The organism is Xanthomonas chitinilytica (assembly GCF_026107455.2).
Classification (GTDB): domain Bacteria; phylum Pseudomonadota; class Gammaproteobacteria; order Xanthomonadales; family Xanthomonadaceae; genus Stenotrophomonas; species Stenotrophomonas chitinilytica.
Genome location: NZ_JAPCHY010000010.1, coordinates 177,698 through 201,943, shown reverse-complemented (window position 1 = coordinate 201,943; position 24,246 = coordinate 177,698). Strand labels below are relative to the sequence as shown.

The 24,246-nt window shown below is 70.3% G+C and carries 25 protein-coding genes; 12 read left to right on the top strand and 13 right to left on the bottom strand.

All coding sequences use genetic code 11. From position 1 onward, the window contains the following. The 5 genes from OK345_RS12740 to OK345_RS12720 all read left to right on the top strand — a co-directional run. The coding region (locus tag OK345_RS12740) for a putative quinol monooxygenase (RefSeq protein ID WP_425510969.1) at positions 1 to 448 on the top strand (448 nt) is incomplete at its 5' end. A gap of 507 nt (positions 449 to 955) precedes the next feature. Continuing rightward, positions 956 to 1,351 carry a hypothetical protein gene (locus OK345_RS12735; protein WP_265128357.1) on the top strand — a complete coding sequence of 132 codons (396 nt, stop codon included), beginning with the start codon at positions 956 to 958 and terminating at the stop codon, positions 1,349 to 1,351. Positions 1,352 to 1,423: 72 nt separating this feature from the next. Then, positions 1,424 to 1,861 (top strand): hypothetical protein, encoded by a 438-nt coding sequence (locus tag OK345_RS12730; protein WP_265128356.1) that lies wholly within the window; start codon positions 1,424 to 1,426, stop codon positions 1,859 to 1,861. 48 nt (positions 1,862 to 1,909) lie between these two features. Continuing rightward, on the top strand, positions 1,910 to 2,320 hold the full coding sequence (locus tag OK345_RS12725) for a DUF7079 family protein (RefSeq protein WP_265128355.1): 411 nt from the start codon (positions 1,910 to 1,912) through the stop codon (positions 2,318 to 2,320). A gap of 367 nt (positions 2,321 to 2,687) precedes the next feature. Next, positions 2,688 to 4,073 carry an amino acid permease gene (locus OK345_RS12720; protein WP_265128354.1) on the top strand — a complete coding sequence of 462 codons (1,386 nt, stop codon included), beginning with the start codon at positions 2,688 to 2,690 and terminating at the stop codon, positions 4,071 to 4,073. A gap of 61 nt (positions 4,074 to 4,134) precedes the next feature. On the opposite strand, the gene OK345_RS12715 is transcribed toward OK345_RS12720, so the two are convergent. Beyond that, positions 4,135 to 4,527 (bottom strand): hypothetical protein, encoded by a 393-nt coding sequence (locus tag OK345_RS12715; protein ID WP_265128353.1) that lies wholly within the window; start codon positions 4,525 to 4,527, stop codon positions 4,135 to 4,137. 39 nt (positions 4,528 to 4,566) lie between these two features. On the opposite strand from OK345_RS12715, the gene hmpA reads away from it, so the two are divergent. After that, complete coding sequence (gene hmpA / locus OK345_RS12710) at positions 4,567 to 5,748, top strand: NO-inducible flavohemoprotein (protein ID WP_265128352.1); 1,182 nt, start codon at positions 4,567 to 4,569, stop codon at positions 5,746 to 5,748. A 636-nt stretch (positions 5,749 to 6,384) separates the two neighbouring features. Continuing rightward, positions 6,385 to 6,873, top strand: a complete 489-nt coding sequence (locus tag OK345_RS12705) for a hypothetical protein (protein WP_265128351.1) — start codon at positions 6,385 to 6,387, stop codon at positions 6,871 to 6,873. A 16-nt stretch (positions 6,874 to 6,889) separates the two neighbouring features. On the opposite strand, the gene OK345_RS12700 is transcribed toward OK345_RS12705, so the two are convergent. From OK345_RS12700 to aroE, 4 genes are all read right to left on the bottom strand, one after another. Continuing rightward, complete coding sequence (locus tag OK345_RS12700) at positions 6,890 to 7,306, bottom strand: hypothetical protein (RefSeq protein WP_265128350.1); 417 nt, start codon at positions 7,304 to 7,306, stop codon at positions 6,890 to 6,892. A gap of 698 nt (positions 7,307 to 8,004) precedes the next feature. Further along, complete coding sequence (dinG, locus tag OK345_RS12695; protein ID WP_265128349.1) at positions 8,005 to 10,140, bottom strand: ATP-dependent DNA helicase DinG; 2,136 nt, start codon at positions 10,138 to 10,140, stop codon at positions 8,005 to 8,007. Positions 10,141 to 10,178: 38 nt separating this feature from the next. Then, positions 10,179 to 10,529, bottom strand: coding sequence for a hypothetical protein (locus OK345_RS12690; RefSeq protein WP_265154900.1), 351 nt, complete (start codon positions 10,527 to 10,529; stop codon positions 10,179 to 10,181). 24 nt (positions 10,530 to 10,553) lie between these two features. After that, entirely contained in the window at positions 10,554 to 11,399 is an 846-nt protein-coding gene (gene aroE / locus OK345_RS12685; protein WP_265128347.1) for a shikimate dehydrogenase, read from the bottom strand. A 53-nt stretch (positions 11,400 to 11,452) separates the two neighbouring features. On the opposite strand from aroE, the gene OK345_RS12680 reads away from it, so the two are divergent. After that, positions 11,453 to 12,346, top strand: a complete 894-nt coding sequence (locus OK345_RS12680; protein WP_265128346.1) for a TolB family protein — start codon at positions 11,453 to 11,455, stop codon at positions 12,344 to 12,346. Between the two features lie 16 nt (positions 12,347 to 12,362). Here the strand turns inward: OK345_RS12680 and OK345_RS12675 are convergent, their stop codons facing one another. From OK345_RS12675 to OK345_RS12660, 4 genes are all read right to left on the bottom strand, one after another. Continuing rightward, complete coding sequence (locus tag OK345_RS12675; RefSeq protein ID WP_265128345.1) at positions 12,363 to 12,629, bottom strand: SHOCT domain-containing protein; 267 nt, start codon at positions 12,627 to 12,629, stop codon at positions 12,363 to 12,365. Between the two features lie 31 nt (positions 12,630 to 12,660). Continuing rightward, the gene (gene hemB, locus OK345_RS12670; RefSeq protein WP_265128344.1) at positions 12,661 to 13,650 is read right to left on the bottom strand and encodes a porphobilinogen synthase; all 990 of its coding nucleotides are present in this window, start codon (positions 13,648 to 13,650) and stop codon (positions 12,661 to 12,663) included. 29 nt (positions 13,651 to 13,679) lie between these two features. Next, complete coding sequence (locus tag OK345_RS12665; protein ID WP_265128343.1) at positions 13,680 to 14,591, bottom strand: bestrophin family protein; 912 nt, start codon at positions 14,589 to 14,591, stop codon at positions 13,680 to 13,682. 114 nt (positions 14,592 to 14,705) lie between these two features. Beyond that, complete coding sequence (locus OK345_RS12660; protein WP_265128363.1) at positions 14,706 to 14,948, bottom strand: hypothetical protein; 243 nt, start codon at positions 14,946 to 14,948, stop codon at positions 14,706 to 14,708. Positions 14,949 to 15,131: 183 nt separating this feature from the next. Between OK345_RS12660 and OK345_RS12655 the strand changes: the two genes are divergently transcribed. Then, the gene (locus tag OK345_RS12655; protein WP_265128342.1) at positions 15,132 to 15,605 is read left to right on the top strand and encodes a hypothetical protein; all 474 of its coding nucleotides are present in this window, start codon (positions 15,132 to 15,134) and stop codon (positions 15,603 to 15,605) included. A gap of 52 nt (positions 15,606 to 15,657) precedes the next feature. Here the strand turns inward: OK345_RS12655 and OK345_RS12650 are convergent, their stop codons facing one another. The 3 genes from OK345_RS12650 to OK345_RS12640 form a co-directional block, all read right to left on the bottom strand. Next, on the bottom strand, positions 15,658 to 17,457 hold the full coding sequence (locus OK345_RS12650) for a DUF885 domain-containing protein (RefSeq protein ID WP_265128341.1): 1,800 nt from the start codon (positions 17,455 to 17,457) through the stop codon (positions 15,658 to 15,660). Between the two features lie 196 nt (positions 17,458 to 17,653). Further along, positions 17,654 to 19,879, bottom strand: a complete 2,226-nt coding sequence (locus OK345_RS12645; RefSeq protein ID WP_265128340.1) for a S9 family peptidase — start codon at positions 19,877 to 19,879, stop codon at positions 17,654 to 17,656. Between the two features lie 252 nt (positions 19,880 to 20,131). Next, complete coding sequence (locus OK345_RS12640) at positions 20,132 to 20,587, bottom strand: DUF6265 family protein (protein ID WP_265128339.1); 456 nt, start codon at positions 20,585 to 20,587, stop codon at positions 20,132 to 20,134. A 90-nt stretch (positions 20,588 to 20,677) separates the two neighbouring features. Here OK345_RS12640 and OK345_RS12635 point away from each other — a divergent pair, with 90 nt between their 5' ends. After that, a complete protein-coding gene (locus OK345_RS12635; protein WP_265128338.1) occupies positions 20,678 to 21,523 on the top strand; it encodes a helix-turn-helix domain-containing protein in 846 nt (281 codons plus the stop codon). A 46-nt stretch (positions 21,524 to 21,569) separates the two neighbouring features. Here the strand turns inward: OK345_RS12635 and OK345_RS12630 are convergent, their stop codons facing one another. Next, on the bottom strand, positions 21,570 to 22,259 hold the full coding sequence (locus tag OK345_RS12630; protein WP_265128337.1) for a glutathione binding-like protein: 690 nt from the start codon (positions 22,257 to 22,259) through the stop codon (positions 21,570 to 21,572). A gap of 108 nt (positions 22,260 to 22,367) precedes the next feature. Here OK345_RS12630 and OK345_RS12625 point away from each other — a divergent pair, with 108 nt between their 5' ends. Both OK345_RS12625 and OK345_RS12620 read left to right on the top strand, forming a co-directional pair. Further along, positions 22,368 to 22,973 carry a TIGR00645 family protein gene (locus tag OK345_RS12625; protein ID WP_265128336.1) on the top strand — a complete coding sequence of 202 codons (606 nt, stop codon included), beginning with the start codon at positions 22,368 to 22,370 and terminating at the stop codon, positions 22,971 to 22,973. A 184-nt stretch (positions 22,974 to 23,157) separates the two neighbouring features. Beyond that, positions 23,158 to 24,183, top strand: a complete 1,026-nt coding sequence (locus tag OK345_RS12620) for an energy transducer TonB (RefSeq protein ID WP_265128335.1) — start codon at positions 23,158 to 23,160, stop codon at positions 24,181 to 24,183. The last annotated feature ends 63 nt before the right edge of the window (positions 24,184 to 24,246 follow it).

Genomic DNA, 24,246 nt, shown 5'->3' with positions numbered 1-24,246 from the left:
GGCCTCACGCAGGAAGCCGATGATCTGCTCTTCGGAAAAGCGCTTCTTCACGTCCAATCTCCTTACTCTGGGGAATTGGACTCCAGATCGCCGCGCTACTCAAAACCGGGGGGACGTCGTGACTTCACCAACCGGAGAGAGCGGAATGTATGGATTGATCGGCAAGATGCGGGCAGTGGCCGGGCAACGGGACGCCTTGGTTGCCATCCTTCTTGACGGCGTGGCGGGCATGCCCGGCTGCCTGAGCTATGTGATCGCGCAGGATCCGGCCGACGCCGACGCCATCTGGGTGACGGAGGTCTGGGACAGCCAGGCCAGCCACAAGGCATCCCTTTCGCTGCCTTCGGTCCAGGATGCAATCTCGCGCGGCAGGCCGCTGATTGCCGGATTCGACCAGCGCATAGAGACTGTGCCGGTGGGCGGCCACGGCATCCAGAAGACCGCCTGACCGTTCTTTCGAGCCGATGCCGCCGCCCTGATGCGTGGCGTCGTCCACGCATCAGGCACGGACCACCGGCGCGATCTTCCATCCCGGCAGCGCGACAGGCGCCCTGCTCTTGGGCCATGTGGCCTGCATCGGCAGCAAGCGGCTGGGATCCATGTGAGGCCGGCTTGGCGCTCGCGGCTCGATCCGAATCGAACACTCGTCAGGAAACCGGAAAGGATTTCCGGGGCCAGCTCGAACCCTGCCGGGGAAAAGGGGCCTTTACCCATCTGCGGGGCAGGGCACACACTCCCGCGACTGCCCGAAAAGCTCGCGACTGACATCGCTCCTACAACAGCGGAGTTCGACGGCAGGAGCGAGGTCAGTCGCGACGGGAACTGCGGAAACCCCACATCCGGCAGCACGGGGAAAGCGCTCCCGAAGCCTGGCTGACCGGCCATGCTTCTCCCCCAGCTGGGGAAAGAACCAGACGATTTCCATCCATACCACTCGATCCAGGCTCCCGGGACAATGAAAACCTTGCCATTCGCGCTGTGCACACTTTCCCTCGCCTGGGCCGGCAGCTCGACGGCCGAGGCGCGAGACCCGACACCGATCGGCAAGGTCACCGACATCGTCGTGACCGAGGACGGCCAGGGGCCGGCCGCGGACGACTGCGCGAGCTTCCGGGTGACGCCGGCGCAGGTGGCATCGTTCCTGCGCCGCGCCATCGTCATCACCCCGCGACAGGAGCACGACTGGTTCCTGTACGGCCCCTGCTACGCGCGCGGCACCCTCGACACCCGCTACGGCCCCTGGCAATGGGAGATGCGCAGCCTGGGCACGGCCACCCTCGTCTCCGTCACCGGGGATGCATTCGTCCTGGGCGACCCGCGGCAGGAGTCGTCGCTGGCGACGGACGACTGATGGCCGGCAACGGTCCGTTCCCGCCAGGGCCGCATCGCGACGCGGCCTGATCCAGGCATTCGACGCACGACCATGAAACGTGGACCCATCGCCCGCATCCTCGCCGCTGCCATCGTCCTGGGGCTGGCCGCCGCCGGATTCCTGGCCTGGGCCAAATCGCCCTACGGGCAGACCGAGGCGGCGCATGTGGCGCAGGATTTCGTGTCGAAGCTGCGGAACGAGGACTATGCCGGGGCCTTCGAGCTGACCGTCAAGGGTGGCCGCATCGGGGAATCCCCGGCCGAACTGCGCCGCCATGCCGAGCGCCATCCCTGCCTGAGCGACCGCTTTTCCCATACCTTCCCGCCGCAGACGAACGGCAACCGGCTCCGCCGCCGGGTCCGCGGCCAGGTTCCCGACATGGACGAGATCAACGTCGAGTTCGAAGGCCGCTGCCTGCTGGGCGTCAAACTGCGCCGAACCGCGGAGCATGGCTGGCGGGTCGTCCATTTCGGCAGCCATGCCGGATAGCGATCGCATGGAACCGATGCCCGGCCGTCCATCCGGTCCGATGCCGTCGTGCGGCGCGGTTCGCCCCGGGCGCCGGCCGGCATGAAGCACCCCCGCGAGGACATCGACGACCGCGCCGCGATCTGGGATTGCATGCAGGTCTTCTGGATGGATACCGACCCGGCCGTTTTCCTTGCGGGCGTCGCGCGTACCTGCGCCCGCTCCAAGTACAGCCTGGAAGAACTGGAGGCCATCTACTGGAACGAAGTCCGGCCCGCGGTGTCGTTCAACCTGTCCATGCTTCCCGCGCCGGAGTGGGCCGGCTTCGAGATCGAATGGCTGAAGGCGCAGGTCCTGCGCAGGTCCCGCTTCGGCAAACCGCTGCCGTACCGATGGCTCCACCGCTACTCGGCCGGCTGGTGGCGCCGGCTCGAGGCCGCCATCGTCGAGTACCGGCACGCCGCCCGCGCCGGCGATTGACGGTCCGTTCGCATCGACGCTTCGCGGCGCGGCCAGCCCCGGGCGTCAGGCTGCCGCCATCGCGATCCCCCAAGCCTTGCCGACCCGGCGGCGTCCCCGCATGAGCCACTCCAGGGCCAGGATAAGGATCAGGGTGCGGGCGACATGGATGGGCTGCTGCGGCATGGATGGAGCGGGACGCCGGTGTTCCGCGGCGGAATCAAATCGGCTTCAAACGACGCCTCGCGCGGCGGCGCCGCCGTTCCGCACCCAGCCGCCGGTGCCGCAGCGCAGCAGGAGCTGCCGCGGGTCGGCGTCGTTGTTGGCCGTCCCCCGCAACGGCGCAGACGGGTTATTGTGTCGCCCCGCTCCGTCCGATCCCTGCCCGATGCCCGCAGACCGTCCCAGCGCCGACACCGCCCCTCTTTCCCCCAGGCCGCAACTCGGCCACGCCCTCAAACCACGACAACTGATCATGATGGGACTGGGCAGCGCGATCGGCGCCGGCCTGTTCCTCGGCTCCGGCGTGGGCGTGCAGGCGGCCGGCCCGGCGGTGCTGATCTCCTACCTGGTCGCCGGTGCGCTGGTGATCATCGTGATGAACGCGCTGGGCGAGATGGCCGCGGCCAAGCCGACCAGCGGCGCGTTCTCGGTGTATGCCGCCGATGCGATGGGCCCGACCGCCGGCGCCACCGTCGGCTGGCTGTGGTGGGTGCAGCTGGTGATCGTGATCGCGGCCGAGGCGGTCGGCGCAGCCGGGCTGCTGGCCACGGTATGGCCGGCGCTGTCGGTGCCGCTGGCCTCGCTGGCATTCATGCTGGTGTTCACCGCGATCAACCTGCTGGGAGTGAAGAACTTCGGCGAGTTCGAGTTCTGGTTCGCCATCCTCAAGGTGGCGGCCATCGTCGGCTTCATCCTGATCGGCGCGGCGCTGCTGCTGGGACTGCTGCCGGACGTGGCCTCGCCGGGCCTGTCCAATGTGTTCGACCACGGCGGTTTCGCGCCGAAGGGGCTGGCTGGCATCGGCGCGGCGCTGCTGGTGGTGGTGTTCGCCTTCGGCGGCACCGAGATCGTGGCGGTGGCCGCGGCCGAGACCCAGGACCCGGAGCGCAGCATCGCCCGCGCGATCCGCACCGTGGCCTGGCGCATTCTGGTGTTCTACATCGGCTCGATCAGCGTGATCATCGCCGTGGTGCCGTGGACCAGCGAAGCGTTGAAGTCGCCGTTCGCCGCGGTGCTGCAGGTGGCCAACATCCCCGGCGCGGCCACGGCGATCACCCTGATCGCGGTGATCGCACTGCTGTCGGCGCTCAACGCCAACCTCTACGGCGCTTCGCGCATGATCTATTCGCTGGCGCAGCGGCGCGAGGCGCCGCGCCTGCTCGGCACCACCAACGGCCGCCTGGTGCCGGTGCTGGCGGTGCTGGCCAGCGTGCTGTTCGGCTTCGCCGCCACGGCAATGGAACTGCTGTACCCGGACAAGGTGCTGCCGGTGCTGCTCAACATCGTCGGCTCGACCTGCCTGCTGGTGTGGACGATCTCGCTGCTGTCGCAGCTGATCCTGCGCCATCGCGCCAACCGCGACGGCACCCGGCTACCGTTCCGCATGGCCGGTTATCCGTACCTGACGGTGATCGCGCTGGCGATCCTGGGCCTGATCTTCGCGCTGCTGCTGTCCTCGCCGGAAACGCGCCTGCAGTTCCTGTCGATGGCGGCGCTGACCCTGGGCATCGCCGCGCTCAGCGCCATCGCCCGGCGCATGCGGCACGGCTGAGCGGCCCCTCCTGCCTTCATGGGAGTGCCTGCGGGCGCACCCGGTTCCACCGCGGTCGCGCTCACCGCGACAGCGCGACCGCGTCGCGCCGCACGATATCCGCTGCCTGTCCATCGGTCGGCGTGGATTTCTCGCCACGGACAATGTATCCCCACCACGGCGGGGATGTCGCCGATCCCGGTACCTCGCCGGCAGGCATCGGCAAACCACCCGGCGGCAGGCCGACGGCGATCGCCCGCACGGCACAGCCTTCCGTGCGGGCGCGCCGTCCTGTCGTTCGGCACCACGCAGCCGCCACTCGTGGTTCGCCGATTCCGGTGAACGCACGCGTCAGCGCCGGCTCCGGCAGGCCACTGCCGCTGCCGCGACGCTGAAAGGCCGCTGTACCGCGATCCGGTCTTCTGGCGCCGGCTTGATCTTCGTCATTCCCCGCCGCGTCCGGCTTCCCGACCATCGAAGCCTGTCCCGCCAAGATGCTCCGAGGAACCCCACGATGTTGACTGCTGCACAACGCGACCTGGTCAAGGCCACCGTCCCGATACTGGAAACCGGCGGCGAAACCCTGACCCGGCATTTCTACGGAATCATGCTCGGCGAGCATGCCGAAGTGCGGCCGCTGTTCAACCAGGCCCACCAGGCCAGCGGCCACCAGGCGCGTGCGCTGGCCAACGCGGTGCTGATGTATGCCAGGCACATCGACCGGCTCGAAGCGCTGGGGCCGCTGGTCGGCCAGATCGTCAACAAGCACGTCGCCCTGCAGGTGCTGCCCGAGCACTACCCGATCGTCGGCAGCTGCCTGCTGCGCGCGATCCGCGAGGTACTGGGGCCGGATGTGGCCACCGACGAGATCATCGATGCCTGGGGCGCCGCCTACCAGATGCTGGCCGACCTGCTGATCGGCGCCGAGGAACAGGCCTACGCCGCCAACGAGCGCGCGCCGGGCGGCTGGCGCGGCGCGCGCAGCTTCGTGGTCGCCGACAAGGTGCGCGAGAGCGCCGAGATCGTGTCCTTCCACCTGCGCCCGGCCGACGGCGGCGCGGTGGTGGATTTCGTGCCCGGCCAGTACATCGGCCTGAAGCTGCTGCTCGACGGCGAGGAAGTACGTCGCAACTACTCGCTGTCGCAGTCGCCCAATGGCCGCGGGTACCGCATCAGCGTCAAGCGCGAGACCGGCGGCCGCGTTTCCAACCACCTGCACGACAAGGTCGCGGTCGGCGACACGCTGGAGCTGTTCGCCCCGGCCGGCGATTTCCAGCTGCGCCTGAGCGACAGGCCGCTGGCGCTGATCAGCGCCGGGGTCGGCATCACCCCGACCCTGCCGATGCTGGAACAGGCGCTGGCCAGCGGCCGCCCGGTGCATTTCATCCATTGCGCCCGCAACGGCCAGGTGCATGCCTTCCGCGACTGGATCGAGGCCAAGCAGAAGCAGCATCCGCAGCTGCGCAGCTTCTACTGCTACAGCGAAGCCACGCCCGACGACACCGCCGACGCCCGGGGTTTCATCCGCCGCGAACTGTTGGAGCAGTGGCTGCCGCAGCAACGCGACCTGGATGCCTATTTCCTCGGGCCGCAACCGTTCATGGCGCAGGTAAAGCGACTGCTGCGCGAGTTGGGCGTGCCCGAGCAGCAGAGCCACTACGAGTTCTTCGGCCCGGCGGCGGCGCTGGAGGCCTGAACCGGGTACGGCCGCGAAGGGCGGGCCTTCGCGGCCGGGTTCGACCAAGTGGTTGCAGAGGCAGACGCCGACGGCGGAGCACGGCGCAGGAACGATGCCGCCGGCGCCGGTGCCGGCGTCGCCCGGAAGCTCGGGCAGTCGTCCGTGGCCGTTCTCGATCGCGGCGATGCCCGCGACCTTGCCGATCGCGTCAGGCCTCGCGCCTCGGTCGTCGAGGTGCCGGCACGGGCGAGGAAAAGTGCGCACACGGCGATGGGCGAGGCTTCCACCATGTTGGGAGCCTGGATCGCGTGGTGTGGATGGAGACCTTCTGCTTCCCCCCAAGCGAGGGGGAGAGAAGCATGACCGGCCCGCCAGGCTCCGGGGGCGCGCTCCCCGAGCTGGCGGATCCGGGGTTTCATGCAGTTCCCGTCGCCACTGACGTCGCTCCTACAACAGCGGAGTTCAACTGTAGGAGCGACGTCAGTCGCGAGCTTTTCGGGCAGTCGTGGGAGCGCGTGCCCTTCCCCGCAGATGGGTAAAGGGCCCATTTTCCCGGCCGGGTTCGAGCTGGCGCCGGAAATCCACTCCGGTCTCCTGCACCCTGTGCCCGCTCCGCACTTGCCGTGGGCCGGCAAAGACGCAACGATGCCGGCCATGCCCATGAACCTCGCCGACAACGCCGGTCAGCGCCCGCCACCGCGGGAACTGACGCTGTCGCGCTACATCCTGCGCCGCAACGGCGTGCCGGCCGGTGCGCCCGGCAGCCTGCGCAACATGCTCCACCGTGCGCTGGGCGCGCCCACCTTCGCCGGCTTCTGGCGGCACTGGAATCCGGTGTTCGGCTACCTGCTGGGCCGCCATGTATTCGCGCCGCTGAAGCGGGTGATGCCGGCCGCGCCCGCGCTCGTCGCCACCTTCGTCGCCTGCGGTGCGCTGCACGACCTGGTGACGATGGCGGTCCGCGGCGCGCCGGCGTTCCTGTTCACGCCCTGGTTCTTCTTCCTCGGCAGCGGCGTGCTGCTGGCGCGTGCGTTGGGCTGGGACCTGTCCGGCCGGGCCTGGGCGGTCCGCGCCGCGGCCAACCTCTGCTACCTCGCCGCCTGCCTGGCCATCACCCTGGCGCTGGGACGGCTGGCGCCATAGCGCGCCGGCGCCGCGCCTATTCCGCTTCGCGCGGCAGCTGCGCCTGCAGCCAGCGCTCGACGAAGGCGACCAGCCCCAGCCGCGGCGGCACTTCCAGGCCGGCACTGCGCACGAAACGATCGGCGCTGCGGATGAAGGACTGCCGTGCCACCCGCAACGCCTGCCGCACCTGCGACTGCTGCCGGCGCAGCTGCACGATCTGCAGCGAGGGCCGGCCGGGCGGCGCGAACTTCTGGTAACGCCGCAGTTCGTCGGCCACCAGCGCGATATCACGGTCCGCCTGCCATACCGTCCGCTGCGCGATGAGCAGCTGCAGCAGCGCCTCGCCGATCCCGCTGCGCCCGCCCTCGGCGGCCTGCAGCGGCGGCAATGTCGCCACGGCCGCATCGCCGCGTTCGAGCCGGTCCAGGAATGCGGCATGGGGGAAAGACATCGGGGTTGCCATGAAGGACGGCCTGCTGCGCGGGAGCGCGGACTTTACGCGGCCACCGCCGCGCGCGCCACGGATTTCGATGGCGGGTCACGAGGTGGCCGGCGGCCCACATACCCAGGCCTGCGGCAGTAGCCGCAGGGCGGCACGTGCCTGGAGCCGCGAATCAGGGGTGTTGCAGACGCCTCTACCGTCGCTCACGCACAGGCGGGAGAAGCTCGCGCAGGGCACTGGTCGCCCAGCGACGTGCCTGGTGATCCAACGGGAAGTTGCCGGGTAATCGGGCATGACCCGCCATGACCCGCTCTTCGGCTGCCGGACATCCCCGGCTGCTGAAAAGCGTTTCGGCTGTCGAAACCCGCTTCCCACCTGCGCAGGAACCACCCTGGGCAATATCCGCAGCAGACGCTGCAGGGCGTGTCATCGAATCCCGCAATGCCCCGGCAGGAACGCATGCGGTGGACGCGCCCTCCCGGCACGAGCTCCGGTGCCAACTCAAGGTGTCCGCGGCAGGAAACCGCTTCCACCCATCGCGTCCGCACCCGGCCTTGCTGCGCCGGGACACCACCCGCCGCGACAAGGCCACCTGCAGCATCACCGGCGCCAGGCAAGCGGCGGGCATGCGATGGATGGCGAACCTTGGCCGTCGCGACCTGCAGCGATGCCACGGCGAACGCGGCACGCCGGCGGTCGCGTATGCGTCAGCCGATCACGCGCTTGAACGGCGGCAGCGCATCGATGATGCGCTTGCCATAGCGGCGGGTAAGCAGGCGCGAGTCGAGGATGACGACGCGGCCGCTGTCGCTGGAGGTGCGGATCAGCCGCCCGGCGAACTGGGTCAGCGTGCGCAGCGCGTGCGGGATCGCGATCAGGTTGAAGGAATTCAGCCCGCGGCTCTCGAACCACTCGCTCAGGGTCGAGGTCTGCGGGTCGGTCGGCACCGCGAACGGCACCTGGGTGATGACCACCGTGGTGCAGGCCTCGCCGGGTAGGTCCAGGCCTTCGCCGAACGAGTTCAGGCCGAACAGCACCGAGCCCTCGCCCTCGCGGGTGCGGCGCAGGTGCTCGTCGATCATCTTCTGCTTGGCGCCCTCGCCCTGCACCAGCACTTTGCTGCGCTGCGCGGCCGGCATCAGCTCGGCCACCTTCTCCATCTTCCAGCGCGAGGTGAACAGCACGATGCTGCCCTTGTCCCAGTCCAGTTCGGTGGTGAGGTACCTGGCCACCTCCTTCGGATGGCGCTCGCGGTCGTCGGGCGTCACCGGGAACGGCGGCACCACCAGCTCGGCCTGGTTGGGCAGGTCGAACGGCGAGGCCAGCGACACCATCTCGGCCTCGTCGGGGATGCCGTTGTCGATCGCCAGCGACTGGAAATCGCCGCCGCCGGTGAGCGTGGCCGAGGTCATCACCACCGAATCCACCTCGTCCCACAACAGCTTGCGCAGTACGTGCGCGGCCGACACCGGCGAGCAGTGCAGGATCAGGTCGCCATCGCGCGAGAGGGTGATCCAGCGCGCCATCGGCGGCTGTCCCTCCTTGTCCTCGCGGCGCCAGCCGGCCCACAGGCCGTACTGCTGCTCGATCATCTCCACCGCCATGCCCAGGTTGCGCTGCAGGCGTTCGCGGCCGGCATCCTCGGGCTTGCCCTTGGCCACCAGCGCAGCGGCCGCGGTGGCCCAGTTGAGCAAGGTGCGGGTTTCCTCGGCCAGTTCCGCGATGGCCGGCATCCAGTCGTCCGGCAGCCGGCCGTTGGCCGCGCGCCACAGCGGTTCGCGCTCGGCCGGGTCCGGTCGCCAGGCCTGCTCGACGGCATCGCGGAACGCCTTGAGCAATTTGCTCACGCGCGCGGCCGATTCGATCGCCTCGTTGGGATGCAGGTTGCCGATGCGCTCCTTGTCCACCGCGCGGTAGGCACCGGCGATCAGGATCTGCAGGCGGCCGGTGCGCTTGGCCATCTCGTCCAGCGGCAGGCTGGCCGCGCCCTGGTCGATGGCGACGCCGCCGACGTGGTGGCCTTCGTCCAGCACCAGCAGCATGTCGCCGGGCGGGGCGATCAGCGGCTGGCCGTTGTCGCTGTCGCCGATGGACAGCGCCGACAGCAGCAGCGCGTGGTTGGTGACCACGATCTGCGCGTCGCGCACCTCGCTGCGCGCGCGCAGCACCGGGCACTGCGCCGAATACGCGCAGCGGCGGCCGGCGCAGCCCGAGGCCGGGGTGGTGATGCGCATGCGCAGGGTCGGCGAGACCGTCTCCGGGGCGTTGTCCAGGTCGCCGTTCCAACGGCCCTCGACGAATGCGGCGCTCAGGCGCTGGGCGACGTCCATCTCGATCGGCGCCAGCGGCCGGTCGTAGAGCGGCAACTCGTCGCCGAACATGCCTTCCTGCGTCCCCTCGCCCTGCGCCTCGGCGGCGTTGCGGGTGCACAGGTAGCGGGTACGGCCCTTGGCCAGCGCCACCGTGGCCTGCAGCCCGGTGGCCTTGAGGAAGCTGGGGATGTCGCGCTCGACCAGCTGCGACTGCAGCGCCACGGTGCCGGTGCTGATCACCAGCTTCTTCTTCGACGCCAGCGCGATCGGCACCCCGGCGGTGAGGTAGCCCAGGCTCTTGCCGACTCCGGTCGGCGCCTCGACCACGCCCACGCCGCCGGTGGCCAGCGCGCGCGAAACCACGCCGATCATCTGGCTCTGCGAGCGGCGGGTGCTGAAACCGGGGGTGTTCGCCTGCAATTTGGCGTAGGCGTCGCGGATGCCGGCCTTCAATTCCTCGGTCAGCGTCCGCGGTGCTTCCACTTTCTCCGTCACGCCTGTGTGCCGCCTGCTTGGTTCATCGGCGGGCATTTTCTCATGCCCGCCCGGCCTTCACGGCATCGGCCGGTTCAGCGTGGCGGCGCGGCGGCCGGCGTCGCGCGCAGGGCGCGCGCCAGCGCCCAGGCCAACAGCACGAAGCCCGCCGCCTCCAGCAGCGCCAATGTGAAGTGCCCCACGCTCAGCGCGGTGTTGAGCGTGCTGAGGCCGCTGAAATTGCCGCCGGCGATCAGCAGCAGCGGCAGCACCGCCAGCAGCCCGCCCAGCAGGGTGACCAGCATCAGCAGCAGCAGCGCCCACAGCGCCGCGCTGCGCGCCGTCGCCCGTGGCGTCCCCTGGATCAGCACCAGCGCCACGCCCAGCGCGACCAGGACCGGCAGGCGATAGCCGACCGACACCAGCAGCGAGGTCATCAGTTGCATGTTGTCCATCCGGCAAAGGCCCCTTCAGTCCGCAGTGACCAGCAGGGTATCGCGCGCGCGCAGCTCGGCGTAGACGGCATCGGTCTCCGGGCGCACGCCATGCCACTGCTGGAAGCTCTCGGCCGCCTGTTCCACCAGCATGCCCAGCCCGTCCACGCTGTTGCGGCAGCTGGCCGCGCGCGCCCAGGCCAGGAACGGGATGGCGGCCTCGCCGTAGTTCAGGTCCACCGCCGTGGTCATGCTGTTCACCAGCGACAGCGGCAGGTTGAACACGGCGCCGTCGCGGCTGCCGGAGGTGGCGTTGACGATCAGCTCGAAGTCGCCCTGGTTGCGCAGGTCGTCCCAGTAGCGCGAGTTGGCCCGCCCCGGCTCGCCCATCGCGTCGACCAGCGCATCGGCGCGCTCCGGCGTGCGGTTGACCACCACCAGTTCCAAGATGCCGGCATCGAGCAGCGCCGGCGCCACTCCGCGCGCGGCGCCGCCGGCGCCGAGCAGCAGTGCGCGGCGCCCGCGCAGGTCCAGGCCGTGGCGGCCGGTGAGGTCGCGCACCAGGCCGGCGCCGTCGGTGTTGTCGCCATGCCACCGGTCGCCCTTGCGCAGCAGGGTGTTGACCGCGCCGGCGCGCTTGGCGCGCGAGGTACTGGTGGCGCACAGCGCGAACGCCGCCTCCTTGTGCGGCAGGGTGACGTTGGCGCCCACCCCGCCTTCGGCGGCGAACGCTTCCAGCGCGGCGGCGAACCCCTGCGGCGAAGCCTCGATGGCGCGGTAGTCCAGCGCGATGCCCTGCGCCCTGCCGAATGCGGCGTGGATCCACGGCGATTGCGAATGGGCGATCGGCTGCCCGAAAACCGCGTAGCGTGCTGCACTCATGATGATCCTCCGCGTGACCTAGACTGACGCGCTCCTCGCCAACGGAACCGGATATGCGGACCCCATCGCTGCTGCTCGCGCTGACTGCGAGTCTACTCTTTGCGCCCACGGCTTCGGCACTGTCCGAATACGGCATCGAAGGCATGGGCGTGGTCTCGACGCCGGCCAACGAGGCGCGCGCGACGATTTCCCCCGACGGCGGCCGCATCGTCTGGGCCAGCGACCGCGACGGCGGCGCCGGCGGCTGGGACCTGTGGCAGGCGACCCAGCGCGACGGCCGCTGGAGCGACCCGCAGCCACTGCCGTTGAACACCGGCGCCGGCGAGTTCGACCCGTTCTTCAGCGCCGACGGCCGCTGGCTGTACTTCGCCTCCGACCGCAGCGGCGGCCAGGGCGGCAGCGACCTGTACCGCGCCGCGGTGGACGCCGACGGCGGCTACGGCCCGGCGCAGTCGCTGGGCCGGGGCGTCAACAGCCGCGGCGACGAACGCGCGCCGGCCCTGGACCTGGACGGGACCACGCTGCTGTTCGCCAGCGACGGCCACGGCGGCGCCGGCGGCCACGACCTGTTCACGGCGCGCTGGAACGGCGAGGCGTTCGTCGCGCCGACGGCGGTGCCCGGGGTCAACAGCGCCGCCGACGAGTTCGATGCGGCCTGGCTGGGCAACGGCCGCGCCCTCGTGTTCGCGCGCACCACGGCGCTGCTGGCCGCAGGCGGGCCGTCGCGGCTGTGGCTGGCGCAGTGCGAAGGCGGCCGCTACGGCGAGGCGCAGGCCCTGGCGCTGTCGTTCAACGGCGAGGACGGGCAGACCCGCGGCCCGGTGGTGGACGCCGCCAAGCCCTCGGAACTGCTGGTGACCGGCAGCGCCCGCGCGCCGCGCGCGGGCAGGTGGGACATCTACCGGATGCGTGCACCGGCGGCCAGCGGCAGCGGCGACTGCCGCTGAAGCGCCGCCGGCGCGGTCAGTGGCGTTGCAGCAGCGCGGCGCGGCGCCGCTCGTAGTCGGCCTCGCCGATCTCGCCGCGGTCCTTGAGCTCGCTGATCTGGCGCAGCTGCGCCTCCAGCGCCGGCGGCGGCGGCGCTTCGCGGTTCACCCGCTCGGCGGCCGAGTGCAGCGCCGCCGGCCGCCGCGAGGCGCGGCCGATGCACCACGCCACGAAACCCACCACCGCCACGAACGCGGCGATGCCGGCGGCCAGGACGATCCACTGGTACAGGCCCATCGTCATTCTCCCTTGTCGGCCAGCGCCGCCATGCCGCTCAGCCTTCCCGCAGCCAGCGCGCGATCTGCGGCGCGAAATAGGTCAGCACGCCATCGGCGCCGGCGCGCTTGAAGCCGATCATCGCCTCCATCACGCAGGCGCGCTCGTCCAGCCAGCCGTTGGCCGCGGCGGCCTTGAGCATCGCGTACTCGCCGCTGACGTGGTAGGCGAAGGTCGGCACGCCGAACTCCTGCTTCACCCGGCGCACAATGTCCAGGTAGGGCATGCCCGGCTTGACCATCACCATGTCCGCGCCCTCCTCCAGGTCCAGCGCGATCTCGCGCATCGCCTCGTCGCCGTTGGCCGGGTCCATCTGGTAGGTCTTCTTGTCGGCCTTGCCGAGGCTGGCCGAGCTGCCGACCGCGTCGCGGAACGGGCCGTAGAACGCCGAGGCGTACTTGGCCGAGTAGGCCATGATGCGTACGTCGAGGTGGCCGGCGGCGTCCAGCGCGGTGCGGATCGCGCCGATGCGGCCGTCCATCATGTCCGACGGCGAGACGATGTCCGCCCCGGCCTCGGCATGCGACAGCGATTGCCGGACCAGCGCCTCGACGGTGATGTCGTTGAGCACGTAGCCGCGCTCGTCGATGATCCCGTCCTGGCCGTGGGTGGTGTACGGGTCCAGCGCCACGTCGGTCATCACCCCCAGTTCCGGGAAGCGCGACTTCAGCGCGCGGATCGCACGCTGCGCCAGGCCATCGCCGGCCCAGGCGGCGGCGGCGTCGAGCGACTTGCCGGCCGGGTCGATCACCGGGAACAGGTCGATCACCGGGATGCCCAGTTCCAGCGCCTGCTCGGCCTCGCGCAGCAGCTCGTCGATCGACAGCCGCTCCACCCCCGGCATCGATGCCACCGGTACCCGGCCGGCCGCTTCGTGCACGAACACCGGCCAGATCAGGTCGTCGGTGGTCAGCGTGTGCTCGCGCATCAGCCGGCGCGAGAACTCGTCGCGGCGCATGCGGCGGGGGCGGTAGTGGGGATGGGCCATGGGAATGCTCCAGGAACGGGTAACGGGGGTCATTGCAGCACGTAGTCACGCGGCTGCAGCGGCTCGGGCAGCGGGCGTTCGCCCAGCGCGTCGAGCAGGTCGATCTCGATGGTGCGCACCAGCGCGTCCAGCGGCAGGTCGTTGGGCTGCAGCCCGAACGGCTCTTCCATTTCCTCGCCCAACCGGTCCAGGCCGAAGAAGGCATAGGCCAGCACCGCCGACACCACCGGCGTGGCCCAGCCCAGCGCACCGGCCAGCCCGAACGGCAGCAGCACGCAGAACAGCCAGGCGCAGCGGTGCAGCAACAGGGTGTAGGCGAACGGCAGCGGCGTGCCGGCGATGCGCTCGCACGCGGCCTGCACCGAGGCCATCGCCTGCAGCCGCGCCTCGAACAGGCCGTATTGGTAGGTGTCCAGGCGCCCGGCACGCAGCGGCACCGCCAGTTCGCAGGCGATCCGGGTCAGCAGGCCATCGGGGATGTTGCGGCGCTCGAAGGTCTGCGCGGCATCGGCGTCCAGCCACGGTGCGGCGGCCGCGGTCTCGTCGCGCCCGCGCAGGCGTGCGGCCAAGGCATGCGCGAAGCCGGCCGCCAGCCGCGACACCCGCCGCTGCAGCGCCGGATCGTCCGCCAGCAGCGCCTGGCACTGCCGCGCCAGGCCGCGCGACTCGACCGTCAGCTGGCCCCACTGCCGGCGGCCTTCCCACCAGCGGTCGTGGCAGGCGTTGTTGCGGAAACTGAGGAATACCGACAGCACCAGCCCGAGCAGGGTGAACGGGACCACCGCCTGGCCGCCGCTGCCGAGCGGGTGACGGCCGATGAACGCCGAGGCGGCCACCGCCAGCAGCAGGATCACCAGCACCTTCGGCGCCACCGCCGGCACGATCGAGCCACGCAGGATGTACAGCAGTTGCCAGCCGTGGGGACGGGGTCGGATGATCATCTCGGAATCGCAAGCCCCGGGAACGGGCCGTTCGGGCCGGGACGCATCCCGGCCACGCCTATTCTACGCCCGCTCCCCTGTCCGGCCCCACTACCGCAGCCGGCCTCCGGCGATTCAGAAGACGCCGCCGCCCAGGCTCAGGCGGATCACCCCGACCACGATCACGATGCCGTTGAGCAGCAGGCCGGCCTTGGCGCGGCCGCGTTTCTGCACGTGCGTGAACAGGATGCCGACGGCGGCGATGAGCGCGCCGATGGCGGCGAACGGGATCAGGAACCAGTTGCCCCACCCCAGCAGCGGAATGAAGGCCAGCACCATCCACAGCAGCGCCACGATTCCCCACAACAGGCTGATCAGTCCCACGGTCCGCTCCCTGCATCACAGTCCAGAGCGCACCATAGCGTGCGCGCGGCGCGGCGCAAGCCCGGCCGTGGCGGCGCCCTCACGCGGTGGCGGTACCATGCAGCCAGCATCGGGTTCGCGGCCGATTCAGCGGCCGCCACCGATGATCCGCTTTCGTCCGTATCCGGGGGTGTCGCCATGAAGTTCCGCGTTGCCGTTGTTGCATTGGGGCTGGCGCTGGTCGCCAGTGGCTGCGCCAGCACGTCGCGGGTGATGCTGGGCCAGGCGCGCGCGCCGATCGACCCGGCGCAGGTACAGGTGTACGCCACGCCGCCGGCCGGTTCGACGGAGATCGCCCAGCTCGAATCCTCCAGCGCGGTCGGTTTCGGCACCCAGGGCCAGACCGACGCCGCCGTCACCCGGCTCAAGCGCGAGGCGGCCGCGCTCGGCGCCAATGGCGTGGTGATCATGGGCGTGGGCTCCAGCGGCTCGCCGGTGGGCATGTCGGTCGGCGCCGGCAGCTACGGCCGCCACAGCGGCGGCGGCGTGGGCATCGGCATCCCGACCACGCAGAAGCGCGCCGCCGGCATCGCCATCTGGGTGCCGCCGGGCGCCGCGACGGTGCCGGAACCGGAACCGGAACCGGAACCGGAACCGGAACCGGCCGAGTAGACCCGCCACCCTCGAAAAGGGCGCCATCGGCGCCCTTTTCGTCTTCCCGAACTCAGCGGCGGCTGCGCTGCGCCGGTACGAACACCTCTTCCACCGCGCGCGCCAGCTGGTCCGGCGGCAGCAGGCCCTGGTCGAGCAGGAAGTTGTTGAATGCCAGCCGGTCGAACCTGTCGCCCAGCGCCAGCTCGGTGCGCATGCGCAGCTCCATGATCCGGGTGTAGCCGTAGAAGTAGCTGCAGGCCTGGCCGGGCGCGCGCACCGTGTAGCGGTCCAGTTCCTGCGTGGCCATGGCCTCGGACAGGCCCACTCCCTCCACCAGCACGCGGCGCGCCTGCTCGCGGTCGGTCAGGCCCAGGTTGAGCATCGGGTCGAGCATGGCGCGGGCTGCACGCAGCAGGCGGAACTGCAGCGCGATCATCTGCCCGTCCAGCGGCTCGAACGGCACCATCTCCGCCTCGGCGTACAACGCCCAGCCTTCGACATTGACCGAGTTGAACGCGAACAGCGTGCGCGCGAGCGAGATGCCGCGCTCGACCATCGCCGCGAACTGCAGGTCGTGGCCCGGCCGGCCCTCATGCGCGCTCAGCGTCCACGCCGCCGAGCCGAAGTTGAAGTCGTCGTACTGCGCCTTTTCGCCGGAGGCCGGGTTGCCCAGCGGCAGCACGAAGGTGCCCTGCTGGCCGGTGTTGCCCACCAGCGGCGGCGGCAGGTAATGCGGTGCCGGCGAGGCGGCGCTTTCGGCCTCGCTGCCCAGGCGCATCTGCAGCGGGCGCTGCGGCACGTCGACGATGCCCTGCCGGCGGATGATCGGGTCGATCGCATCGATCACGCCGCGGTAGTGCGGTTCGAGCTGCTCGTTGCCGATCTTGTCCTGCTTCAGCGCGCGGATCACCGCGGCGTGGTCGCTGGGGTCGGCCACCTCCAGGCCCTTGGCCTGCACCACCAGCGGCGCCAGCTGGCGCATCATCGCGCGGGTTTCCATGTATTCCAGCTGCGCACGCTGCATCAGCAGCGCCGGGTCGATGTCCACGCCCACCTGCTTGAGCTGGAAGGCGTACAGCTCGCCCGGCAGGCGGGTGTCGCTGCGCGCCTGCGGCAACACGTCCTTCCGGGTCCAGGCGATGTAGTCCTTCATCTGCGTGGACAGCTCGGCCAGCGCGGCATCGGCACCTTCGATCTTGTATGCGGCGAACAGCTTGCCGATGCCGGCGATGTAGGTATCGACGTTGGCCAGCGCCTGCTCGACCTCGATCTTCGTGGGTTGCAGCAGTCCCGGGGTGCCGCTCTTTTCCTCGTAGCGCTGGCGCGCCAGCGTGGCCAGCGGCTGCGTGCCCGGCGCCCGGCCGATGTAGGCGTTCAGGCGATCCAGCGCCTTGGCGCGGCGCTCGGGCGCCACCTGCTCGGAGAGCAGGCCATTGAGCCCGCCGAACACCGCCTGCGGCACGTCGAGCCACGGCATCAGGTGCTTTTCGTTGAGCTCGCTGCCTTCGATGTTGCGCGTGGCGGTGGCGATCATGATCTCCAGATCCTGGCGGATCTCCGGCACGCGTTCGACGCCAAGCTGTTCCTGCAGCCGGTCGCGTGCGGCAGCCATCGCGGCCCGGTAGCGCGCGGTGTGGTCCGGGCCCAGGTCGACCACCTTGTCGTCGTGGCCGGGCACGCCGAAGAAGCTGGCGTACTCGGGCCGGAACGGCGCCTGCGCCTCCAGCAGGATCTGCGCCAGCTCGTTGCTGCGCGCCACCCATGCCGGCGCGGCGGGAGTCGCCTGGGCACCGGTCGCGGGCGCGGCAAGGGCGATCGACGGCAACGGCAGCGCAAGGACCAGCGCGGCGGCAAGAACGAGGGGTTTCATGGGGCGCGATTCCTGATGGTGGTGCCGTGACCCTACGCAGTCGCAGCACGGCCCACAACCGGCCGGAGGTCATGCCCGGCGCGCATGTCGGGCATGGCGATGGTGTCGCTCCCGAGGCGCGCCTCCGCTTCCGGGATGGGAAGCGGAAGCCCCCGCCGCGCGCTGCCGTGGCCACGCCAGCGCGCGGCGGGCGTGCTCAGGGTTTCAGGCAGCGGCCCAGGAAATCCTCGGCCACGCGGTAGCGGTGCAGCGCATTGGCGCCGGACAGGCCGTGCTTGGCGCCGGGATAGGTCATCAGCTCGAACGGCTGGCCGCGCTTCTGCAGCCCGCTCATCAGCGCGGTGGAATTGCTGAACAGCACGTTGTCGTCGGCCATGCCGTGGATCAGCAGCAGCCGGCTGGTCAGCCCGTCCAGGTGGGTGTCGACCCGCGCTTCGCGGTAGCCGGCTGCGTTGGCCGCCGGCAGGCCCATGTAGCGCTCGGTGTAGTGGGTGTCGTACAGGCCCCAGTCGGTGACCGGCGCGCCGGCCACGCCGCAGGCGTAGCGGTCCGAGGCCTTGGCCAGCAGCATCAGGGTCATGTAGCCGCCGTTGGACCAGCCCTGCACGCCGATGCGCGAAGCGTCCACCCACGGCTGCGCCGCCAGCCACTTCACGCCCTCCAGCTGGTCCTCGACCTCGACCGTGCCCTGCTTCCCGTACAGCGCGCCGCCGAAGTCGCGGCCGCGGCGCGGGGTGCCGCGGTTGTCCAGCGAGAACACCACGTAGCCGCGCTGGGCCAGGTACTGGTTGAACAGGTGGTCGCCGCGGCCGGGCCAGGCGTTGCTGACGGTCTGCGCGGCCGGACCGCCGTAGACGTACACCACCACCGGGTACTGCTTCGCCGGGTCGAAGCCTTCCGGCTTGATCAGGCTGTAGTGCAGTTCGGTCCTGCCGTCGGCGGCGGTCAGCGTGCCGTATTCGACCGGGCGCTGCGCATCCAGGTATTTCGCGTACGGGTGCTGCGGGTCGGCCAGGTCGTTGTCGACCAGAGTGGCGATCTTCTCGCCGCTGGCGCGGTACAGCTCGATCTGCGGCGGCGTGGTGGCGTTGGACCAGCTGTCGACGTAGACCGAGGCGTTGCCGGCGAACGCCGCCGCGTGCATGCCCGGCGTGCGCGACAGCCGCACCGGCGCGCCGCCGGCCAGCGGCACGGCGTGGATCTGGCTTTCCAGCGGCGACTCCATGCCGGCGCGGAAGTAGACCTTGCCGGCGGCCTCGTCCACCGCCAGCAGCTCGTCCACCGGCCAGTCGCCGGCGGTCAGCGGCAGCAGTTCGCGGCCATCCTCCGAGGCCAGGTACAGGTGCTGGAAACCGCTGCGCTCGGACGACCACACGAAACGGCCGTCGTCGAGGAAGCGCAGGCTGTTGTGCAGCGGCACCCAGGTCGGCGAGGTCTCGCGCACCAGCACGCGCTGTTTGCCGGAAGCCAGGCTGGCTTCGACCAGCTCCAGCACCTGCTGGTCGCGGCTCTGGCGCTGGAAGGTCAGCCGCTGCGGGTCGCGCCAGTCCACGCGCGCCAGGTAGATGTCCTCGTCGCCGCCCAGGTCGACCCACTGCGCCCTGGCGCCGGCGCGCGGGGCGACCACGCCCAGCCGCACCCGCACGTTGGCGTTGCCGGCGGCCGGGTAGCGCTGCTCCACCATCTCGACCCGGTCGGCGTACATCTCGTAGCGCTTCTGCACCGGCACCGGCGACTCGTCGATGCGGGCGAAGGCGATGGCCGAATCGTCCGGCGCCCACCAGTAGCCGGTGTGGCGGTCCATCTCCTCGTCGGCGACGAACTCGGCCACGCCGTTGCCGATGGTGTCGCTGCCGTCGTGGGTCAGCCGCACCTGCTTGCCGCTGGCCAGCTCGATCGCCCACAGGTCGCGTCCGCGCACGAAGCTGACGTAGCCGCCCTTGGGCGAGAGCTTGGCGTCGGTGGCGAAGCCTTCGCCGCGGGTGAGCTGGCGCACCGCGGCGCTGCCCTGCCGGCCCAGGTCGTACAGGTACAGTTCGCCGCCGAGCGGGAACAGCAGGGTGCGCGCGTCCGGCGACCACTGGTAGTCGACGATGCCGCTCATCGCGGCGATGCGCTGGCGTTCGCGCCGCGCCTTCTCCTCGTCGCTGAGGGTCTCATCGCCCGGCAGCACCACCTTGGAGTCCACCAGCAGCCGGGTCTGGCCGCTGGCGATGTCGTATTCCCACAGGTCCAGCTGGTTGCGGTCGCTGTCCTTGCCGCGCAGGAAGGTCACCCGCGAGCCGTCCGGCGCCACCTTCGGCTTCATCAGCGTCGGCCCGGACAGCGGCAGCGGCCCGGTGATGGCGTCGAGGGTGAGCTTTTCGGCGTGGGCGGCAGGCATGGCGAGCATCATGGCAAGGGCGAGGAACAAGGAGCGCATGGAATTCCTGTCATCGATAGCAGGGATCGCGCCATCCTAGCGGCCATGGGCCGTACGCGACAGATATCGCACGGCGACGAACTGCCCGGACACGCCACGGGCATCGACGCGTTCGCCGAGGGAGGAATCCGCCCTTGCGCCGGATTCCTCCCTCGCCCTGGCAGGGCAGCGGCATCGCCGCAGGCCCCCCATCCTTGCGCCGCCTCGGCCGGGACGCTGGTAAAACCCGCTCCCCGCAAGAGCCGGGAGCGGTCATTCGCAACGGCGGTAGTCGAAGGAAATCCTCAGCTCCTTGCCATCGCGGCCCGGCCCGGCGATCCATGCATGCAGCGCATCGCCGTGGCGGCGATACTCGATCCGGTTCGGAAAATCATGCGCGGCATTGGTCAATCGCACCTGCTGTTTCCCGTGCCCGGCGATCGCGAACAGCGTAGGGGACGCGCCATTCGGCTGGACATGGAAGCCCTTGTCCTTGCCCTCAGGCACCAGCCGCATGAATTCGAACGACTCCATCGCACCATTGCGCACGGTGCGCGACATGCCCAGCAGCGCGCCACCGGCCTGCGGCAACCAGACCTCCTCCACCTGGCGCCCGCCTTCGCTGAGGCACCAATGGCCCACCAGCCAATCGAAACCGCCCTCGCTGCCCACCGCCTCCCCCGCGCACACTCCCAATCCGGCAACCAGCAATGTCCTCAGATGTCGCATTCCCGCATCTCCGTGTTGGCGAGCGGGCAGGTTAAGCCGGGGCCGGCGGCCTCTCTTGTAAAAAAGCGCAGCGCACGATTCGATGCCGGCATGGACTATGCCGAATGCCCAGCCCCGGACGACCTGCGCCGATATGCGCAATGCCTGTGGATCCTGCGCGACGATGCGCCGGGCGATGCCATACAGACCATCTATCCGGACGGCCGCTGCGAACTGCTGGCCGAATTGGGGGTGCCGCTGCGCTTCCACGGCGTCGACGGCGGCATCCGCGCCGACCAGCCATTGTGCTTCGCCGCGCAACAGCGAGGCCCGATCCGCCTGCAGGCCGCGGGGGTCGTGCATTGCATCGGCCTGCGCCTGGCACCGGCCTGCAGCGCGTTGATCGCCGGCGCACGCCTGCCCGGTCTGCGCGACCACGCACCCGACCTGTGCACATTGGACGCCGCCTTCGCCGCGGACTTTCGCCGCGCCGCGCAAGACAGCGCGCGCGCCGCATCGCCGGAACCGCTGTGGCGGCTACTGCGCGCCCACTGCGCAGGTTTCGCGCCCGATCCGCTGGCGGAACGCGCCGTCGAGCTGCTGGATGCGCAGTTCGGCGACCTGCGCATCGCCGAACTGGCCTCGCGACTCGGCGTCAGCCTGCGCACCTTGCAGGCGCGTTTCCTCGACGCCGTGGGCATGACGCCGAAGGAATACGCCCGCGTGCGCCGCCTGCAGGCGCTGCTGCACGCGCTGGACGCGGAAGACGCCGGCATCGCCGCCGCCGCAGCGCGCCACGGCTACAGCGATCAGGCGCACGCCACCCATGATCTGGCACGCTGGACCGGCACTACCCCCGCAAGGCTCGTACGCGCCCTGCGCGGCGACCGCGATGGCCAGGACGCGATACGGCTGGCGGCGGCATTCGTGCGCGGCACATCCGCCATGGCGTCGTAGAACCCAAGCCGCCGCCCCGCCCGTCGCGGCCATCGCGCGACCAGGTTCACCGCTGCCCGAACAGGTGCTTGCGTTCCTCGTCGCTGAGCGGCTTGCCGGCGTCGGGATTGACCTGCTTGCCCAGCGCATAGGCGCGCTGGGTGGCCGGGCGCGCGGCGATGGCCTGGTGCCAGCGGTGCAGGTGCGGGAAGGCGTCGAAATCGGCCGGCAGCTTGTCGTAGGCGCCGATCCACGGGTAGCTGGCCATGTCGGCGATGCTGTACTCGTCGCCGCCCAGGTACTCGGACCCTGCCAGGCGCTTGTCCATCACCCGGTGCAGCCGCCGCACCTCGCTGTCGTAGCGCTCGATGGCGTAGGGGATGCGCTCGGGCGCGTAGACGTTGAAGTGCCCCATCTGCCCGCTCATCGGCCCCAGCCCGGCCATCTGCCACATCAGCCACTGGTTCACCTGCACCTTCTGGCGCACGTCGGCGCCGAAGAAGCGCCCGGTCTTGTTGGCCAGGTACACCAGGATGGCGCCGGATTCGAACACCGGGATCGGTGCCCCGCCATCGGCCGGCGCCTGGTCGACGATGGCCGGCATCTTGTTGTTCGGCGAGATCGCCAGGAAGTCCGGCTGGAACTGGTCGCCCTTGCCGATGTTCACCGGCTTGACGGTATAGGGCAGGCCGGCTTCCTCGAGGAACAGGGTGATCTTGTGGCCGTTGGGGGTGGGCCAGTAGTACAGGTCGATCATGGGTGGGCATCCGGGTCCGGGGGAAGAAGCGAGTGTAGCGAGCGGGCGCGCTTGGCAGGGTCAAGGCGGCCCGGTAACCTGCGCCTCCCTTGCAACGCAGCATTCCGCATGTCCCAGCCCCGGCCGCTTTCCCCGCTGTCCACCCTGATCTTCGCTTCGCGCTGGCTGCAGCTGCCGTTGTACCTGGGCCTGATCGTGGCCCAGTGCGTCTACGTGTTCCTGTTCGGCAAGGAACTGTGGCACCTGATCCACGAGGCCCCCAGCCTGGGCGAGCAGCAGATCATGCTGATCGTGCTGGGCCTGATCGACGTGGTGATGATCTCCAACCTGCTGGTGATGGTGATCGTCGGCGGCTACGAGACCTTCGTCTCGCGCCTGCGCCTGGAGGGCCACCCGGACCAGCCGGAATGGCTGAGCCATGTCAACGCCTCGGTGCTGAAGGTGAAGCTGGCGATGGCGATCATCGGCATCTCCTCGATCCACCTGCTCAAGACTTTCATCGCCGCCGGCACCCTGAACGGGCTGCCGTTCTGCCCGCCGGAGCTGGTCGCCACCGCCGCGCTGAACGTGGGCGAGGCCCGCTGCACCGCGCTGACCACCGACGGTGTGCTGTGGCAGACCATCATCCACGTGGTGTTCATCCTCTCGGCCATCGGCATCGCCTGGACCGACAAGCTGATGTCCAACGGCCCGCACAAGGGCGAGTCGCACTGACGGCCACCCCGAAACGTGATATTCATCACCATTCCGGGCGAATGCCACCGCCGCCTCGTGCGCGCCGGGGCGGCAATGCTAGATTGCCGCCTTGCCTCAGGTTCCGCGATGTCGGGAAACGTCGCGGGAAAACCGGCCTGACCGCACGGGTTCACAAGTACCATCGGGTTCAAGGGGGAGTTTGATGTCGCATAACACGAATAACGGAAAGGCGCGCCTGCTCGCGCCGGTACTGCTGCTGGCGATGCTGGCGGCCTGCTCGAAGGAAGAACCGGCACCGGCCGCCGCGCCCGCCGCTCCGTCGGCCGACGCGCCGGCGACCGAGGCACCGGCACCTGCAGCCGAGCCGGTGGAACCGGCGGTATCGGCCAAGGTGCAGTCGATGGGCACCGACCAGTTGCGCGACTCGGCCACCGCGGCCCTGCGCGACAACCGCATGTACGCCCCGGCGGGCGACAACGCGATCGAGTACTACCTGGCCCTGCGCGACAAGCTGCCGGACGACGCCTCGGTGAAGAGCGCGCTGACCGACCTGCTGCCGTACACCCTGATCGCCGCCGAACAGGGCCTGGCCCGCGAAGACTTCACCGAAGCCCAGCGGCTGGTAGCGCTGATCGAGAAGGTGGACGAAACCGCCCCGGCGCTGCCGCGGCTGAAGCAGGGCATCACCGCTGGCATGCAGACCGCGGTCCGGCGCACCCAGGAAGAGACCGACCGGGTCAAGCGCGAAGCCGAGAACCGCGTCAAGCAGCTGGCCGAACAGCAGCGCCTGGCACAGCAGCAGGAAGCCGAACGCCAGGCCGCGCAGCAGATCGCCGCGCAGCAGGAAGCCGCCCGCCAGGAGAGCGAGCGCCAGGAAGCCGAACGCCAGGCCGCGGCCCGGCGCGAAGCCGAACAGCGCGCGCAGCAGCAGGCCGCCCAGCAGGCGGCCGCGCGCCAGGCCACGGCCGCCGCGCCGACCCTGCGCGCGGTCAGCACCCCGGCCCCGCGTTATCCGGCCGAGGCGCTGCGCTCGGGCACCTCGGGCGAAGTGCTGGTCGAGATCACCGTCGGCACCGACGGCTCGGTGACCAACGCCCGCGTGCTGCGCGCCAACCCGGCGCGGGTGTTCGACCGCGAAGCGCTGGCCGCGGTCAAGCGCTGGAAGTTCGAGCCGGTCAGCGCGCCGGTGACCACCCGCCGCACCCTGGCGTTCGCGCCGGGCGGCTGAGCCGTCGCGGGAAGCAGGACCCGAAGGCCCCGGCGATGTCCGGGGCCTTCCTGTTTCCGGGGA

Coding starts and splice junctions, on each gene's coding strand:
- OK345_RS12735 (WP_265128357.1), top strand. CDS start 956: ATGAAAACCTTGCCATTCGCGCTGTGCACACTTTCCCTCGCCTGGGCC.
- OK345_RS12730 (WP_265128356.1), top strand. CDS start 1,424: ATGAAACGTGGACCCATCGCCCGCATCCTCGCCGCTGCCATCGTCCTG.
- OK345_RS12720 (WP_265128354.1), top strand. CDS start 2,688: ATGCCCGCAGACCGTCCCAGCGCCGACACCGCCCCTCTTTCCCCCAGG.
- OK345_RS12715 (WP_265128353.1), bottom strand. CDS start 4,527: ATGGTCGGGAAGCCGGACGCGGCGGGGAATGACGAAGATCAAGCCGGC.
- hmpA (WP_265128352.1), top strand. CDS start 4,567: ATGTTGACTGCTGCACAACGCGACCTGGTCAAGGCCACCGTCCCGATA.
- OK345_RS12705 (WP_265128351.1), top strand. CDS start 6,385: ATGCCCATGAACCTCGCCGACAACGCCGGTCAGCGCCCGCCACCGCGG.
- OK345_RS12700 (WP_265128350.1), bottom strand. CDS start 7,306: ATGTCTTTCCCCCATGCCGCATTCCTGGACCGGCTCGAACGCGGCGAT.
- dinG (WP_265128349.1), bottom strand. CDS start 10,140: ATGCCCGCCGATGAACCAAGCAGGCGGCACACAGGCGTGACGGAGAAA.
- OK345_RS12690 (WP_265154900.1), bottom strand. CDS start 10,529: ATGCAACTGATGACCTCGCTGCTGGTGTCGGTCGGCTATCGCCTGCCG.
- aroE (WP_265128347.1), bottom strand. CDS start 11,399: ATGAGTGCAGCACGCTACGCGGTTTTCGGGCAGCCGATCGCCCATTCG.
- OK345_RS12680 (WP_265128346.1), top strand. CDS start 11,453: ATGCGGACCCCATCGCTGCTGCTCGCGCTGACTGCGAGTCTACTCTTT.
- OK345_RS12675 (WP_265128345.1), bottom strand. CDS start 12,629: ATGACGATGGGCCTGTACCAGTGGATCGTCCTGGCCGCCGGCATCGCC.
- hemB (WP_265128344.1), bottom strand. CDS start 13,650: ATGGCCCATCCCCACTACCGCCCCCGCCGCATGCGCCGCGACGAGTTC.
- OK345_RS12665 (WP_265128343.1), bottom strand. CDS start 14,591: ATGATCATCCGACCCCGTCCCCACGGCTGGCAACTGCTGTACATCCTG.
- OK345_RS12655 (WP_265128342.1), top strand. CDS start 15,132: ATGAAGTTCCGCGTTGCCGTTGTTGCATTGGGGCTGGCGCTGGTCGCC.
- OK345_RS12650 (WP_265128341.1), bottom strand. CDS start 17,457: ATGAAACCCCTCGTTCTTGCCGCCGCGCTGGTCCTTGCGCTGCCGTTG.
- OK345_RS12645 (WP_265128340.1), bottom strand. CDS start 19,879: ATGCGCTCCTTGTTCCTCGCCCTTGCCATGATGCTCGCCATGCCTGCC.
- OK345_RS12640 (WP_265128339.1), bottom strand. CDS start 20,587: ATGCGACATCTGAGGACATTGCTGGTTGCCGGATTGGGAGTGTGCGCG.
- OK345_RS12635 (WP_265128338.1), top strand. CDS start 20,678: ATGGACTATGCCGAATGCCCAGCCCCGGACGACCTGCGCCGATATGCG.
- OK345_RS12630 (WP_265128337.1), bottom strand. CDS start 22,259: ATGATCGACCTGTACTACTGGCCCACCCCCAACGGCCACAAGATCACC.
- OK345_RS12625 (WP_265128336.1), top strand. CDS start 22,368: ATGTCCCAGCCCCGGCCGCTTTCCCCGCTGTCCACCCTGATCTTCGCT.
- OK345_RS12620 (WP_265128335.1), top strand. CDS start 23,158: ATGTCGCATAACACGAATAACGGAAAGGCGCGCCTGCTCGCGCCGGTA.